This is a genomic window from Variovorax sp. W2I14, assembly GCF_050435205.1.
Classification (GTDB): Bacteria; Pseudomonadota; Gammaproteobacteria; order Burkholderiales; family Burkholderiaceae_C; genus Variovorax; species Variovorax paradoxus_C.
The window spans coordinates 6,465,925-6,481,348 of sequence record NZ_JBNDJX010000001.1 but is presented as its reverse complement, the minus strand read 5'-3'; the positions used below and the strand labels follow the sequence as shown (position 1 = coordinate 6,481,348).

The following is a 15,424-nucleotide window of genomic DNA, read 5'->3' as shown; positions in this document are numbered from 1 at the left end:
GCCGGGGCATCCCACGGCGGGCTTCTGCTTCTGTCTCTCTATATATGTATGCAGCTCAGAACGGCAGCTTCGGACCGCCAGGCCCACCCATGCCGCCCATGCCCTTCATGCCGCCCATCTTCTTCATCATCTTCATGAGGCCGCCGCCCTTCATCTTCTTCATCATTCCCTGCATCTGCTCGAACTCGTTGAGCAGCCGGTTCACTTCCTGAACCTGCACGCCGGCGCCGGCCGCGATGCGGCGCTTGCGCGTAGCCTTCAGCAGCTCGGGCTTGCGGCGCTCCAGCGGGGTCATGCTCTGGATGATCCCTTCCTTGCGGCGGATGTCGCGCTCGGCGCGCGTCATGTCGGCCTCGGTCGCCTTGGCGGCCATCTGCGTGGGCAGCTTGTCCATCAGGCTGGAGAGCCCGCCCATCTGCTTCATCTGCTGCAGCTGGCCGAGGAAGTCGTTCAGGTCGAAGCCCGCGCCGCTCTTGACCTTGGCCGCGAGTTTCTGCGCCGCCGCGACGTCGACGCCAGCGGTGACCTGCTCGACCAGCGCGACGATGTCGCCCATGCCCAGGATGCGGCCCGCGTGGCGCTCGGCGTCGAACACCTCCAGGCCGTCGATCTTCTCGCTCGTGCCGGCGAACTTGATCGGCACGCCCGTGACCTGGCGCACCGACAGCGCGGCACCGCCGCGCGAATCGCCGTCGGTCTTGGTCAGGATGATGCCGGTGAGGGGCAGCGCCTCCTTGAAGGCCTTGGCGGTGTTGATCGCGTCCTGGCCCTGCATGGCATCGACCACGAACAGCGTCTCGACCGGATCGAGCGCTGCATGCAGCTGCTTGATTTCGGTCATCAGCACTTCGTCGATCGCGAGGCGGCCGGCGGTGTCGACCAGCAGCACGTCGAAGTAGTGGCGCTTGGCGTGATCGAGCGCGGCGCGCGCGATGTCCAACGGCTTCTGGTCGGGCGTGCTGGGGAACCATTCGGCGCCGGCCTGCCTGGTGACGGTCTTGAGCTGCTCGATGGCGGCCGGTCGGTACACGTCGCCCGAGACCGTGAGCACCTTCTTCTTGCGCTTCTCGATCAGGTGCTTGGCCAGCTTGGCGGTGGTGGTGGTCTTGCCGGCGCCCTGCAGGCCCGCCATGAGGATCACCGCCGGCGGCTGGGCTGCGAGGTTGATGTCCGACACGCCTTCGCCCATGGTCGCCGCGAGCTCGCGGTTCACGATGCCGACCAGCGCCTGGCCCGGCTTGAGCGAGCCCAGCACTTCCTGGCCGAGCGCCTTTTCTTTCACGCGGGCGACGAAGTCGCGCACCACGGGCAGCGCCACGTCAGCCTCCAGCAGCGCCATGCGCACCTCGCGCAGCATGTCCTGCACGTTGCTTTCGGTGATGCGGGCCTGGCCGCTCATCGTCTTGACGAGGCGGGAGAACTTTTCTGTAAGGGCGGTGGCCATGAGCGGGGATGCCTTGCTGCCCGCTGCGGCGGGCCGGATGGAAAGTCTGAAAGACGAGGGGAGAACTTGAAGTCGGGCGCGGGGAACGCAAGGTCCAGCCGGTACACTCCGGCCGATGATTTTAGCGATCCCCTCCCCACTCGGCGTGGCGCTGGGCATCGCCACCGCGGCGGCCTACGGATTTGCCGCTGCCGCAGGTGCCCGGCTCAGCCGTCAAACCACCCAATGGGCCCTTGGAATCGCGTGGCTTCTGCATGCGGCCGTGCTGGCGCATGGACTGGTCGGGAGCGAGCCGCGCTTCGGCTTTGCCCCCGCGCTGTCGGTCACGGCGTGGCTGGTGCTCACGGTCTATGCGATCGAAAGCCGCCTGTATCCCCAATTGAAGGTGCGGCGCGCGCTGGCCTGGCTGGGTGCAGCGGCGGTGCTGCTGGCCATTCTATTCCCCGGCACGCCGCTGCACGTCACTGCCTCGCCGTGGCTTCCTCTGCACCTCGCGCTGGGCATCGCCTCCTATGGCCTCTTCGGCGCGGCCGTAGTCCATGCGTGGCTGATCACGCGCGCCGAAAAGCAGATCCGCCTGACGACCGGCGCGCCCCCCGAAGGCGGCGTGCCGCTGCTGACGCTGGAGCGCCTCACCTTCCGCTTCGTGACCGCGGGCTTCGTGCTGCTGTCGGCCACGCTGCTGGCCGGCCTGCTGTTCACCGAGCAGTTGTACGGCGCCGCAGGCCGCGCCTGGAAGTGGGACCACAAGACGACCTTCTCGGTGCTCGCCTGGGTCACGTTCGCGGTTCTTCTGATCGGCCGCGCGCGCTTCGGCTGGCGCGGCCGCACGGCCCGCCGCGTGCTGTACGCCGGTTCGGCCCTGTTACTGCTGGCCTATGTGGGTTCCCGCTTCGTGCTCGAAGTGGTGCTGGCGCGTCCTCCCGTATGAAATACCTCCTCGTCCTCGCCGTGCTCTGGATCGCCATCTGGCTCTGGCGCAAGAACCGGCGCGAAGAAATGCGCGATGCCCAGCGCGAGCGCATGGCCAAGGCGCAGCAACGCCCGGCTGCGCCGACGGCGGTCGGCGCGCCGCAGGCGATGGTGCGCTGCGCACATTGCGGCCTGCACCTGCCCGCGAGCGATGCCATCGCAGGCCCCGACGATGCGGTCTATTGCAGCACCGCCCACCGCCAGGCCGCGGTCGCGGCGCGCGGCTGAACACGCCCCCTGCTCCATGAGCACCCCTCTCTGGTCGCGCGGCGATCCGGTCACGGATTGGGACGTGCTCGAACCGGGCGGCAGCGAAAGCACCGCGCTGCTGCGGCTCTGGCGCGGCTTCATGGCCGCGCGCTGCTTTGTCGCGCTGGTGCTGGTGGTGCTGCAGGGCGTGGCCTTCGCGCTCGGGCAGACGATGCAGGCGGTGGCCATCGCGATCTGCGCGGCCTACCTCGTGGTCACCTGGCTGGAGCTGCGCTATGCGCACTTCGAACCGCCGATCCGCGGCTTCTCGACGCTCTGGCTGCTGACCATCGGCGTCGACCTCGCCACCTTCACCGCGCTGCAGGTGCTGCAAAGCGGCAACGTCAACTACACGCCGCTGTTCGCACTGCCGGTGCTCATGAGCGCGGTGCTCGGCACGATGATCGTGAGCCTGGGCACCACGGCCACCGTCACGCTGCTGCTGCTGGCCGATGCGGGATGGCACTGGCTGCAGCAGCCGGGCGACTCCTCGGCCCGCTTCGTTCAGGCGGCGCTCACCGGCACCGGCCTCTTCGTGGTGGCCCTGCTCGCGCACGAACTGGCACGCCGGCTTGCGCGCGAAGAGGCGGTGGCGCAACGCAACCGCAGCAGCGCGCAGATGCAGGCGGAGGTCAACGACCTGGTGATCGAGACGCTGGCCGAAGGAGTGCTGGTGATCGATGCCGAAGGCATGGTGCACGCGGCGAACCCGGCGGCCGACGCGATCCTCGGCCAGGGCCTGGCGAAGTTGTCGCTGCCGTTTGCGCTGCACGCGCAGCCCGCCTGGCATGCGCTGGCCGCGCTGTCGCGCCAGACCTTCTCGCGGCGGGCGCCGCAGTCCGAAGAAATTCCCGTCGCACAAGCCCGCGGCGCGGCGCGCGAGGTGCGCGTGCGCACCCGTCTCACGCCGACCAGCGACAAGCGCGCCGACAGCCTCTGCGTGATGTTCCTGCAAGACCTGCGCGAACTCGAGGCCCGCATCCGCACCGAGAAGCTGGCTGCGATGGGCCGTATGTCCGCCGCCGTGGCGCATGAAATCCGCAACCCGCTGGCCGCCATCGCGCAGGCCAGCGCGCTGCTCAGCGAAGACCTCACCGACCCCGCGCACCGCAAGCTCACCGACATGGTCCAGCACAACGCGCAGCGGCTCGCGCGCATCGTGGACGACGTGCTCGACGTCTCGCGCGCGCGCCAGCAGCGCGTGCTCTCGCTCGGTGAACAGGTGGTGCTCGACCCGGCGGTGCAGGCGCTGGCCGAGGAATGGGTGCGCCAGACGCAGCGCAAGGGCGTGCTGGTCGCGCTCGACGCGCCCGGCATCGACGTGCGCTTCGACGCCGAGCACCTGCGCCGCCTGCTGGTGAACCTGCTGGACAACGCATCGCGCTATGCAGGCAAGGGCGAGGGCGCGATCCAGGTCATCACCACGCTGCAGCGCGCGGGCACCAACCGCCCCGCCCTGCAGGTGTGGAGCGACGGTGCGCCGCTGGAGCCGGCGGTGCAGCGCCACCTGTTCGAGCCCTTCTTCTCGTCCGAGAGCCGCTCCAGCGGCCTCGGCCTTTTTCTCTGCCGCGAGCTGTGCCGGCGCCATGGCGCCACCATCGGCTACGAGCGGCGGGCGCTGGTGGCGGGCGGCCCCGAAGGCAACGAATTCTTCGTCAGCTTTGCCGCCAGCGAGAACCGGCTGACACAATAGCGCCGTGAGCACCCCCCTCTCTTCCGCCCCGCGTCCCGCACAGATCCTTGTCATCGACGACGAGCCCGACTTGCGCACGCTGTATGAGCTGACGCTGCTGCGCGAAGGCTATCGCGTCGAGGCCGCGGGCAGCGTGTCCGAAGCCTGGCAGCACCTGGAGGCCGCGCGCTTCGATGCGGTGATCACCGACATGCGCCTGCCCGACGGGCAAGGCATGGAGATCATCCACCGCATCCAGAAGAACCAGCGCAGCGAGCGCTGCGTGGTGATGACGGCCTACGGCTCGGCGGAAAACGCGGTCGAGGCGCTCAAGGCGGGTGCGTTCGACTACCTCACGAAGCCGGTCGACCTGAAGCAGTTCCGTGCCGTGGTCGCTTCGGCGGTGCAGGCCACGCGGGCCCCGGTCGTGCAGGTCAAGCCGGAGAAGGCCGTTGCCGCAAGCACCAGCAGCGAACGCGCCGAGGCCGCATCGGTCACCGGCAGCAGCGGCATCGCGGCCCTCGATCGTCTGGTGGGCGAATCGGACCCGATGCGTCTCGTCAAGTCGCGCATCGCCAAGGTGGCGCGCGGCATGGCGCCGGTGCTGGTGCGCGGCGAGTCGGGCACCGGCAAGGAACTGGTGGCGCGTGCGGTGCACGCCTGCAGCCAGCGCAGCGACGGCCCGTTCGTCGCGGTCAATTGCGGCGCGATTCCCGAGAACCTGCTCGAAGCCGAATTCTTCGGCGCGAAAAAAGGCTCGTACACCGGCTCCTCGCAGGACCGCGACGGCTACTTCCAGGCCGCGCGCAGCGGCACGCTGTTCCTCGACGAAATCGGCGACCTGCCGCTGGCGATGCAGTCGAAGCTCTTGCGCGCGATCCAGGAGCGCAGCGTGCGTTCGATCGGCTCGACGCAGGAAGAAGCGGTCGACGTGCGCATCGTGAGCGCCACCCACAAAGACCTGCACGCCGAGGTGCAGGCCGGCCGCTTCCGGCAAGACCTTTTCTACCGCCTCAACGTGATCGAGATCGCAGTGCCTGCGCTCCGCGACCGCCGCGAAGATCTCCCCGCGCTCTGCGCCGCGCTGCTCGCGCGCATCGCGCAGGACGGCGGCTTGCCGGTGCCGCACCTGTCGGCCGAACTGCTGCGCCGCCTCGCGCTGCATCCGCTCGACGGCAATGTGCGGGAGCTCGAGAACCTGCTGCACCGCGCGGTCGCGCTGAACGACGGCGACGAACTGCACCTGGACCTGATGGGCGGCAATGTCGCCACGACGATGGCCGCCGCCGACGTGGCCTCGATGACGCCCGCGCAACTTGCGCCGGGCAACGATGTGCCGCCACCGGCCGTGATTGCGCCGGCACCGGTGGCGGAGTTCAAGCCGACCCCGCCGCCGCTGCCCTCCGACCTGCAGGCCTATCTCGACCAGCAGGAGCGCGAGATCCTCGTGCGCGCGCTGCACGAGAGCGGTTTCAACCGCACCGCGGCCGCCGCACGCCTGGGCATGAGCCTGCGCCAGATCCGCTACCGCATCGCGCGGCTGGGCATCACCACGCCCAACGGCGACGATGGCGCCAGCAGCAGCCATGCCGACGACTGAAGCAGCCTCTTCGCACAACACGCCGCCCGCCGACGACGGGCTCTGGCGGGCCGGCTGGTACCGCTTCGCGAAAGCCCTGCCCTCGCCGAACTTCGGCCCCCGACCTGTCGGCGCACAGACCGATCTGATCGTGCTGCATTCGATCAGCCTGCCGCCCGGCGAATACGGCGGCGACGCGGTGCAGCGGCTCTTCACCAATCGCCTCGACTGGGACGCGCATCCTTATTTCCAGTCGATCCGCGGCATCGAGGTGTCCTCGCATTTCTATGTGCGCCGCAACGGCGAGCTCTGGCAGTTCGTGAGCTGCGACGACCGCGCCTGGCATGCGGGCGTCTCGTCGTGGCGCGGCCGCAGCAACTGCAACGACGACTCCATCGGCATCGAGCTCGAAGGGCTCGAGGGCCAGACCTTCGAAGCCGCGCAATACGAGACGCTCGCGAGCCTCTGCCCCGCGATCGCGCAGCACTACGCCATCGCGCACATCGCCGGTCACGAGCACATCGCACCGGGCCGAAAACAGGACCCCGGCGCGGGCTTCGATTGGCATTTGCTGCACGCGCAACTGGGCTGGAAATCACAGATGTTTCCCCCACCTGTGTTGAAGCGCTAATTTTTTCAATCGCGTGACGCCCTGCGATGCCCTGCCCTCGGGCCGCATCGATTTCAGAAACGCAGATGCGCAGTGCAGCAACCATGCGCCCTGCAGGCCCAAATCGGCTTGCAAGCCACGCCCCATGCGGGTTGCGCAACCATAGTCCAGTATTCACGCGGCATTGCCGGCCACGGCATACATCTTGAGAGATACCCGCCATAGGTGAATCACTCACAAAACACTACCTGTAGTGGCTTGTAGACCCCTGACACCCTAGATATAGTGTCCTCCGTCCGGTCAACAACGCCGGCGCGGCGCCCAGCCAAGGCGTCGCCACCCAACAAGAATTGCCAACCGAGAGGAAGCGAATGCAAACTGCCCTGAACACCCCATCGACCCCGCGTGCCGTTCCCTCCACGCCTGTCCAACAACAGCGGGACACAGCCGGCTCCCCCACCGGCCAGAACCTGGCGCACTACCAGATCATTCGCCGCAACGGCGCGGTCGTTCCCTTCGAGCCGAACAAGATCGCCATCGCGATGATGAAGGCCTTCCTGGCCGTGCACGGCACCCAGGGCGCGGCTTCGGCCAGCGTGCGCGAAACGGTCGACGTGCTCACGCAAGGCGTGATCCGCGCCATGGTGCGTTCGCGTCCGGGCGGCGGCACCTTCCACATCGAGGACGTGCAGGACCAGGTCGAGCTCGGCCTGATGCGCGGCGGCCACCACGAGATCGCCCGTGCCTACGTGCTGTACCGCGAACGCCGCACGCAGGAGCGTTCCAAGCAGGTCGAGCAGGAAGCGCCGGCCACGCCGACGCTGCATGTGCTGGACAACGGCGAACGCGTCGCGCTCGACCTGAACCAGCTCAAGGGCCTGATCGAATCGGCCTGCGAGAACCTGGGCGACAGCATCACCGCCGCGCCGATCGTCGCCGAGACGATGCGCAACCTCTACGACGGCGTGCCGCTCGACGAGGTCTACAAGGCCTCGATCCTGGCGGCCCGCACCCTGATCGAGAAAGATCCCGACTACACCTTCGCCACCGCGCGCCTCCTGCTGCACACGATCTTCAAGGAGATCATCGGCCGCGAAGTGATGCCGGTCGACCGTGCCACGGCCTACGCCGACTACTTCCCGCAGTTCATCAAGAAGGGCGTGGAGAACGACCTGCTCGACGAGAAGCTGCTGCAGTACGACCTGCCCCGCCTGGGCGCGGCCCTCAAGGCCGAGCGCGACAACCAGTTCGACTACCTCGGCCTGCAGACGCTGTACGACCGCTACTTCCTGCACGTGCGCAAGACCCGCATCGAACTGCCCCAGGCTTTCTTCATGCGCGTGGCCATGGGCCTGTCGCTTGGCGAAATCGACCGTGAAGCGCGCGCCATCGAGTTCTACGAAGTGCTGTCGTCGTTCGACTTCATGTCGAGCACGCCCACCCTCTTCAACGCCGGCACGCTGCGCTCGCAACTCTCCAGCTGCTACCTGACCACCGTGCCGGACGACCTGGACGGCATCTACGAGTCGATCAAGGAAAACGCGCTGCTCTCGAAGTTCGCGGGCGGCCTGGGCAACGACTGGACCCGCGTGCGTGCGCTCGGCTCGCACATCAAGGGCACCAACGGCGAATCGCAGGGCGTGGTGCCGTTCCTCAAGGTGGTGAACGACACGGCCGTGGCGGTGAACCAGGGCGGCAAGCGCAAGGGCGCTGTCTGCACGTACCTGGAAACCTGGCACCTGGACATCGAGGAGTTCCTGGAACTGCGCAAGAACACCGGCGACGACCGCCGCCGCACGCACGACATGAACACGGCCAACTGGATCCCCGACCTCTTCATGCGCCGCGTGATGGAAAAGGGCACCTGGACGCTGTTCTCGCCCTCCAACGTGCCTGACTTGCACGACCTGTTCGGCGCCGACTTCGAAAAGGCCTACGTCGCCTACGAAGAGAAGGCCGCCCGCGGCGAGATCAAGCCCGCGCGCACCATCCAGGCTTCGGACCTGTGGCGCAAGATGCTCACGATGCTGTTCGAGACCGGCCATCCCTGGATCACGTTCAAGGATGCCTGCAATGTGCGCTCGCCGCAGCAGCACGCCGGCGTCGTGCACTCGTCGAACCTCTGCACCGAGATCACGCTGAACACCAGCGACACCGAAACCGCCGTCTGCAACCTGGGTTCGGTGAACCTGCTGCAGCATCTGAAGGACGGCAAGGTCGACCAGGAAAAGTTGAAGCGCACGATCTCGACCGCGATGCGCATGCTCGACAACGTGATCGACATCAACTACTACGCCGTGAAGAAGGCGCGCGACTCGAACCTGCGCCACCGCCCGGTGGGCCTGGGCCTGATGGGCTTCCAGGACGCGCTGTACGAACTGCGCATTCCCTACGCCTCGCAGGAAGCCGTGCAGTTCGCCGACGAGTCGATGGAAGCCATCTGCTACCACGCCTACTGGGCATCGACCGAACTGGCCAAGGAACGCGGCAAGTACTCGAGCTACAAGGGCTCGCTGTGGGACAAGGGCATCCTGCCGATCGACACGCTCGACCTGCTCGAGCAGGCACGCGGCGGCTACGTCGAAGTGGACCGCTCGGCCACGCTCGACTGGGACGCGCTGCGCGCCAAGATCAAGGCCGACGGCATGCGCAATTCGAACTGCGTGGCCATCGCACCGACCGCGACGATCTCCAACATCATCGGCGTGGACGCTTCGATCGAACCTTGCTTCGGCAACCTGTCGGTCAAGTCGAACCTGTCGGGCGAATTCACCGTGATCAACCACTACCTGGTGCGCGACCTGAAGCGCCTGGGCCTGTGGGACGACGTGATGGTGATGGACCTGAAGCACTTCGATGGTTCGCTGCGTCCCATCGACCGCGTGCCGCAAGACGTGAAGGCGCTCTACGCCACCGCGTTCGAAGTGGAAACCACGTGGCTCGTCGAAGCCGCCTCGCGTCGCCAGAAGTGGATCGATCAGGCACAGTCGCTCAACATCTACATGGCCGGCGCATCGGGCAAGAAGCTCGACGACACCTACAAGCTCGCATGGCTGCGCGGCCTGAAGACGACCTATTACCTCCGCACGCAGAGCGCGACGCACGCAGAAAAGTCGACGGTGCAATCGGGCCGTCTCAACGCGGTGTCGTCGGGCAACGACGCACCCTCGGGCATGAGCGCACTCGAAGCCGCCGCTGCCGCAGCGAAGGCACAGATGAGCGCGATGCCTGCCACCGACATCGCGTTCTGCGGTGTGGACGATCCGACCTGTGAAGCGTGCCAGTGACACGCCGATGCTCGCGACAGTGAGTCAGTGAGGTGCATGCGAAAAGTCGCGCGACGTTCAAGCAATGAAGCCATTGACTGACATCGCGCGATGCATGCGAGCAACATAACAACCACATAAATGGCGCGCGATGTGAACGAGCACTTTGCAACTCACATCGTTGCTCCGATAATTTGAGCATTGGATTTTTCTATGTTGACCTGGGACGAAGAAGTCAAGCCCTCCTTACCAAAGGATATGCAACAAGGATTGCAGCACCACAACGCATCGACCAGCGGCTCGCCCGCAGGCCGTTCGGTGGACGCTCCGACTTCGTCGATTGCACAACCCGCGCTGCGCACGCTCGATGACGGCGCCGCAGTCCGTCCGGTTGTCACCGCAGCAGCAACGCCTGCCGCCACCCCAACCACCCAGCGCGTCAAGGCTTCCGACAAGCGCATCATCAACGGCCAGACCGACGTCAACCAGCTGGTGCCGTTCAAGTACAAGTGGGCTTGGGAAAAATACCTCGCCACCTGCGCCAACCACTGGATGCCGCAGGAAGTGAACATGACGCGCGACATCGCGCTCTGGAAAGACCCGAACGGCCTGACCGAAGACGAGCGCCGCATCGTCAAGCGCAACCTCGGCTTCTTCGTGACCGCCGATTCGCTGGCCGCCAACAACATCGTGCTGGGCACCTACCGCCACATCACGGCCCCCGAATGCCGCCAGTTCCTGCTGCGCCAGGCTTTTGAAGAAGCGATCCACACGCACGCGTACCAGTACATCGTCGAGTCGCTCGGCCTGGACGAGAGCGAGATCTTCAACGCCTACAACGAAGTGCAGTCGATCCGCGAGAAGGACCAGTTCCTGCTCCCGTTCATCGACGCCATCAGCGATCCGCACTTCAAGACCGGCACGCACGAGACCGACCAGACGCTGCTCAAGTCGCTCATCGTGTTCGCCTGCCTGATGGAAGGTCTCTTCTTCTACGTCGGCTTCACGCAGATCCTTGCGCTCGGCCGCCAGAACAAGATGACCGGTGCCGCCGAGCAGTACCAGTACATCCTGCGCGACGAGTCGATGCACTGCAATTTCGGCATCGACCTGATCAACCAACTCAAGCTCGAAAACCCCGGCCTCTGGACTCCAGAGTTCAAGGCCGAGATCAAGGACCTCTTCATGAGGGCCGTCGAGCTCGAATACAAATACGCCGAAGACACCATGCCGCGCGGCGTGCTCGGCATGAACGCCTCCATGTTCAAGGGCTACCTGCGGTACATCGCCAACCGGCGTGCGCAGCAGATCGGCCTCGAAACGCTCTTCCCGAACGAAGAAAATCCGTTCCCCTGGATGAGCGAAATGATTGACCTGAAGAAAGAGCGCAACTTTTTCGAAACCCGCGTGATCGAGTACCAGTCGGGTGGTGCGCTCTCCTGGGATTGAATCTTTCCGATAAGAATTAATGAATTCAAGAATTGCCCTTGCCACCGATCGCGCCGAAGAGCGCGGCATGGACGAGGGCTCAGGTGTTCATGGTGCTGGGGCTCAGATTCCAACGCCATGAATCGCTTCGCGCTCCCAACGTGCGTGAAGTGCTTCAATAGGTTGATTTTTTCAACTTGATCAAGGAGAAATAGAAATGGCAACTGCAAAGAAAGCGCCGGCTAAAAAAGCCGCTGCAAAGAAGGCTCCGGCAAAGAAGGTCGCGGCCGCTAAGAAGGCTCCGGCAAAGAAGGTAGCAGCGAAGAAGGCTCCGGCCAAGAAGGTTGCTGCCAAGAAGGTCGCCGCCAAGAAGGCTCCTGCCAAGAAGGTAGCGGCGAAGAAGGCAGCACCGGCCAAGAAGGCTGCTGCGAAGAAGGCTCCGGCGAAGAAGGCCGCTGCCAAGAAGGCGCCTGCGAAGAAGGCTGCAGCGAAGAAGGCTCCTGCCAAGAAGGCAGCCGCCAAGAAGGCCCCTGCAAAGAAGGCCGCTGCCAAGAAGGCTCCTGCGAAAAAGGCTGCGGCCAAGAAAGCCGCGAAAAAGCCCGCTGCCAAGCCTGCCGCTGCTGCCAAGAAGCCTGCTGCAAAGAAGGCTGCCAAGGCACCCGCCAAGGCTGCTGTAGCGCCTGCCCCTGCTGCGCAAACGACGCTGAACCCCCAGGCAGCCTGGCCGTTTCCTACGGCCAGCAAGCCCTGAGTTTTCTCAGCGCCCTTGACGGCAAAAAACCCGGCACCTCACGGTGTCGGGTTTTTTTATGGGCGCTCGAAAAAGCGGCTTCTTACAGGCCCAGTGCCTTGCGGTCGACCTGGTAGTTCTGCGGTCCGCGCTGCGCGATCTTGAGTGCGCCGATGCGGTTGCCCAGCGCCGCGCATTGCGCGAGCGGCCATTCCTTTTCCAGACCGAACAGCAGTGCGCCGCGCCATGCATCGCCGCAACCCGTGGGCTCGATCACGGCAGTAGGCGTCACGCCCGGCACATGTTCGCGCTCGCCATCGATCCAGACTTCACAGCCCTCGGCCGCGAGCGTAACCACCAGGCCGCGCACGCGCTTGGATATCTCGGCCAGGCTCCAGCCGGTGCGCTGCGACAGCATCTTGCCTTCGTAGTCGTTGACCACGACCCAGCTCGCGAGATCGACGAAGTGCTTGAGCGCATCGCCGTCGAACATCGGCAGGCCCTGACCCGGATCGAACACGAACGGAATGCCGGCGGCTGCGAATTGCTCGGCGTGTTGCAGCATCGCCTCGCGGCCGTCGGGCGCGATGATGCCGACCTTGATGTCCTCGCGCGCAGCCACCTTGGTGATGTGCGCCTGCTGCATCGCACCGGGATGGAACGCGGTGATCTGGTTGTTGTCGACGTCGTTCATGATCATCGCCTGCGCGGTGAAGGTGTCGTCGAGCTGACGCACGAACTCGGTGTCGATGCCCAGCGAACGCATGCGCTCCAGGTAGTCGGCGCCGTCGCTGCCGAGCGTGGCCATCGGCAGCGCCGTGCCGCCCAGCGCGTTGAGGCTGTAGGCGATGTTGCCGGCGCAGCCGCCGAAGTCGCGCCGCAGGCCCGGCACCAGGAACGACACGTTCAGGATATGCAGCTGGTCCGGAAGGATCTGATCGGCGAACCGTCCCTCGAAAGTCATGATGGTGTCGAACGCGAGGGAACCGCAAATCACTGCTGCCATGGGTGGACCGTTTTCGTTGAATGAAGATGGATGAAAGAAGGAGGACGTTTGCTTGCGCGCAGGCGTCGTCCAGCTAGGGATAGAACGCTTCCACGCGGTAGCCCGCGATGGGAGGCAGCGCGGCCGCTTCGTTCGGTGACAGCGTGAGCGGCAACGAGGCCGCGCGGTCGGCGCGCGCCGCGAGCACCGAGGGCGCGCCGTAGTCCGCGGGCATCAGCACGCGCCGCACGACCGCACGCTCCTGCGTGTCGAGCAGCGACAGCTCGACAGCCGGCATCGCGAGTGGCACGGTGGCCGCGTTGCGCAAGGTGAAGCTCAGCCGGTAGTCGTTGCCGCCGCTCTTCTCTCGAGCGAAGGCGGCGCCCTCGATCATGATGTCTCCGATCTGGCGCAGGGCCGAGAGCTCGCAGCCGGTGTACTGGCACAGCGCCGCCAGCGCGGGGCGCAGGCCCGGCTGCCGCGCGACGATGCCGTCGCGCTCGTGGCGAACGATCTGCACGATGAGCAGCAAGACGGCAAGCACCGCCAGAACGACCAACAGTCGCCGCACGCCCGTACGCTGCCAGAAACCGGGCGCATGGACGTCGTGCTCTTCGTCGTCGGAAAAATGGTGGTCCTCTTCGCGCTCGGCGAACATCGGCGGCAGCGAGGCGGGACTCTCCGGCTCGCTCGCCTCCCGCACCACCGACGACGGCGACGACGAAGCGGCCTTGGCCGCAGCCCTGGCTTCGCGCGACTTGTGAGCGCTCTCAATCTTGGCCGACTTGATGCGCGCACGCCGCAGCGCCTTCTGCATCTGGACCTGGTCCTCTTCTTTTTCTTCTGTCTCTTTGGCGCCGTCGTCGATGGCGGGCTCGACCAGTCCATGCGTCTTGGCGCGAGGAACGGGCAGCGGGGGCACCGGCGGGGGAGGCGATGGCGGCGGAGGCGCGAGATTCAGGTCGATGTTCGGAAACGGCGGCAGCGAGCTCGCCGGCGGCCGCCACGTGGGTTCGCTGACATCCAGGTCGGACCACGGCTCGTCCGCGATGATGCCGTGCGCGGGCAGCGACAGCGCCGGAGACTGCGCGGGCGATGCAGGTGGTGGCGGCGGAGGCGGTTCGGGCTGCGGCGCGACCGCCACTTCCACGGGCTCGAAGGCTTCCGGTGCGGATGGTGGATGCGCCACCTCGGCGCGGGCATGCTCTTCGGGTTCGTCGTCGAAGAAATCCGCATCTTCGGAAGCCTGGGAAGGAGGCTGCGATGAAGTCCGCGGCGCATCGGCCCGATGCTCGGAGGAAGGCTCGACCAGCGACGGCGAATAAGCGGCTGCCGGGGACGGTGCAGGGGGCGCTCCGGCCGGCACTCCATCAGATGATTCGTGCAGATCGAGCGTCGCATCGAACACATGGCTGCAGCGGCCGCAGCGCACCCAACCATCCGAGATGCGAAGCTGGTCGCGCACCACCTTGAAGGTGGTGGTGCAGGCGGGGCAACGCGTGACGAGGCTCATGACCGGGCGATTGTAGGGTTGGGCCCCCGCCACGCGAACGGTGCGCGGCAGTGCGAAAACCCGGCCCCGCTGCTCAGCAGCGTGCCGTCATGAGGATCCAGCCGTCCTCGCTGTCGCTGACCTCGAGGGCCGCATACGGCGCGTAGGCCTCTTTCAACTCGTCGGCCTGACGCTCGAGGATGCCGGCCATCACCAGCGATCCGCCCGGGGCCACATGGCTGCGCAGCAGCGGCGCGAGCAGCTTGAGCGGCGTCGCAAGGATGTTGGCGAGCACCGTGTCGTAGGTGCCCTTGGCCGCGTCCGGCAGGCCGACGTTCAGGCTGACGCCGTTGGCTTCGGCATTGAGCCGGCTCGAGGAGACCGCGGCTTCGTCGATGTCGACGGCATCGATGTCGCGCGCGCCGAACTTCGCCGCGCCGATCGCCAGGATGCCGGAGCCGCAGCCGTAGTCGAGCACGCGCTGCTTGCCGAAGGCGCCCTCGCCCTGTTTCGCGATCCAGCGCAGGCACATGCGCGTGGTGGGATGCGTGCCGGTGCCGAAGGCCAGACCCGGGTCCAAGCGGATCACCTGCTTCGCCTGTGCGGGCGGCTCGTGCCAGGTCGGCACGATCCAGAACTCGGGCGTGATCTCGACCGGCGCGAACTGCGATTGCGTGAGCCGCACCCAGTCCTGCTCGGGCACATTCGCCACGCCGAGCACCGAGCAGCCCTCGAAGAAGTCCTGCAGCGCGAGCAGCGATGCGGCCTCGTTCGCAAGCGCCTCGTCGGGGAACAACGCGATCACGCGCGAGCGTTGCCAGCCCTCCTTGGGCGGCGGCATGCCGGGTTCGCCGAACAGCGCCTGCTCGGCATCGGTCTGCGCATCGGCGTCCTCGACGGACACGCTCAGCGCATCGAGTGCATCGAGCGCGTCGCTGAGCATTTCGACCCGGTCTTCCGGTGCCATCAGGCGAAGTTCGAACATGGCGTGGTCCCG

12 protein-coding genes are annotated in these 15,424 nt (G+C 66.2%); 8 read left to right on the top strand and 4 right to left on the bottom strand.

From position 1 onward, the window contains the following. Positions 1–55: 55 nt before the first annotated feature. Positions 56–1,444 (bottom strand): signal recognition particle protein, encoded by a 1,389-nt coding sequence (gene ffh / locus QF040_RS30250; RefSeq protein ID WP_429614015.1) that lies wholly within the window; start codon positions 1,442–1,444, stop codon positions 56–58. Positions 1,445–1,559: 115 nt separating this feature from the next. On the opposite strand from ffh, the gene QF040_RS30245 reads away from it, so the two are divergent. The 8 genes from QF040_RS30245 to QF040_RS30210 all read left to right on the top strand — a co-directional run bounded on the left by QF040_RS30245 (position 1,560) and on the right by QF040_RS30210 (position 11,971). Further along, the gene (locus QF040_RS30245; RefSeq protein WP_206177309.1) at positions 1,560–2,375 is read left to right on the top strand and encodes a cytochrome C assembly family protein; all 816 of its coding nucleotides are present in this window, start codon (positions 1,560–1,562) and stop codon (positions 2,373–2,375) included. Further along, the gene (locus QF040_RS30240) at positions 2,372–2,644 is read left to right on the top strand and encodes a PP0621 family protein (RefSeq protein ID WP_013539480.1); all 273 of its coding nucleotides are present in this window, start codon (positions 2,372–2,374) and stop codon (positions 2,642–2,644) included. Before QF040_RS30245 ends, QF040_RS30240 begins: the two co-directional genes overlap by 4 nt. 16 nt (positions 2,645–2,660) lie before the next feature. Next, positions 2,661–4,358: a two-component system sensor histidine kinase NtrB gene (locus QF040_RS30235; RefSeq protein ID WP_429614014.1), complete on the top strand. Its 1,698-nt coding sequence runs from the start codon at positions 2,661–2,663 to the stop codon at positions 4,356–4,358. Between the two features lie 4 nt (positions 4,359–4,362). After that, positions 4,363–5,937: a sigma-54-dependent transcriptional regulator gene (locus QF040_RS30230; protein ID WP_429614013.1), complete on the top strand. Its 1,575-nt coding sequence runs from the start codon at positions 4,363–4,365 to the stop codon at positions 5,935–5,937. Beyond that, complete coding sequence (ampD, locus tag QF040_RS30225) at positions 5,924–6,547, top strand: 1,6-anhydro-N-acetylmuramyl-L-alanine amidase AmpD (protein ID WP_429614012.1); 624 nt, start codon at positions 5,924–5,926, stop codon at positions 6,545–6,547. Before QF040_RS30230 ends, ampD begins: the two co-directional genes overlap by 14 nt. 350 nt (positions 6,548–6,897) lie before the next feature. After that, on the top strand, positions 6,898–9,813 hold the full coding sequence (locus QF040_RS30220) for a ribonucleoside-diphosphate reductase subunit alpha (RefSeq protein WP_013539476.1): 2,916 nt from the start codon (positions 6,898–6,900) through the stop codon (positions 9,811–9,813). 192 nt (positions 9,814–10,005) lie between these two features. Then, positions 10,006–11,241, top strand: a complete 1,236-nt coding sequence (locus tag QF040_RS30215; protein ID WP_429614011.1) for a ribonucleotide-diphosphate reductase subunit beta — start codon at positions 10,006–10,008, stop codon at positions 11,239–11,241. A 196-nt stretch (positions 11,242–11,437) separates the two neighbouring features. Then, on the top strand, positions 11,438–11,971 hold the full coding sequence (locus QF040_RS30210) for a histone H1-like DNA-binding protein (RefSeq protein WP_013539474.1): 534 nt from the start codon (positions 11,438–11,440) through the stop codon (positions 11,969–11,971). 82 nt (positions 11,972–12,053) lie between these two features. Here QF040_RS30210 and QF040_RS30205 read toward each other — a convergent pair whose 3' ends face one another. The 3 genes from QF040_RS30205 to prmA all read right to left on the bottom strand — a co-directional run bounded on the left by QF040_RS30205 (position 12,054) and on the right by prmA (position 15,412). After that, a complete protein-coding gene (locus QF040_RS30205; RefSeq protein ID WP_013539473.1) occupies positions 12,054–12,956 on the bottom strand; it encodes a carbohydrate kinase family protein in 903 nt (300 codons plus the stop codon). Positions 12,957–13,029: 73 nt separating this feature from the next. Next, positions 13,030–14,448 (bottom strand): zinc-ribbon and DUF3426 domain-containing protein, encoded by a 1,419-nt coding sequence (locus tag QF040_RS30200; protein ID WP_429614010.1) that lies wholly within the window; start codon positions 14,446–14,448, stop codon positions 13,030–13,032. A 73-nt stretch (positions 14,449–14,521) separates the two neighbouring features. Then, entirely contained in the window at positions 14,522–15,412 is an 891-nt protein-coding gene (gene prmA / locus QF040_RS30195; protein ID WP_429614009.1) for a 50S ribosomal protein L11 methyltransferase, read from the bottom strand. Positions 15,413–15,424: the final 12 nt, after the last annotated feature.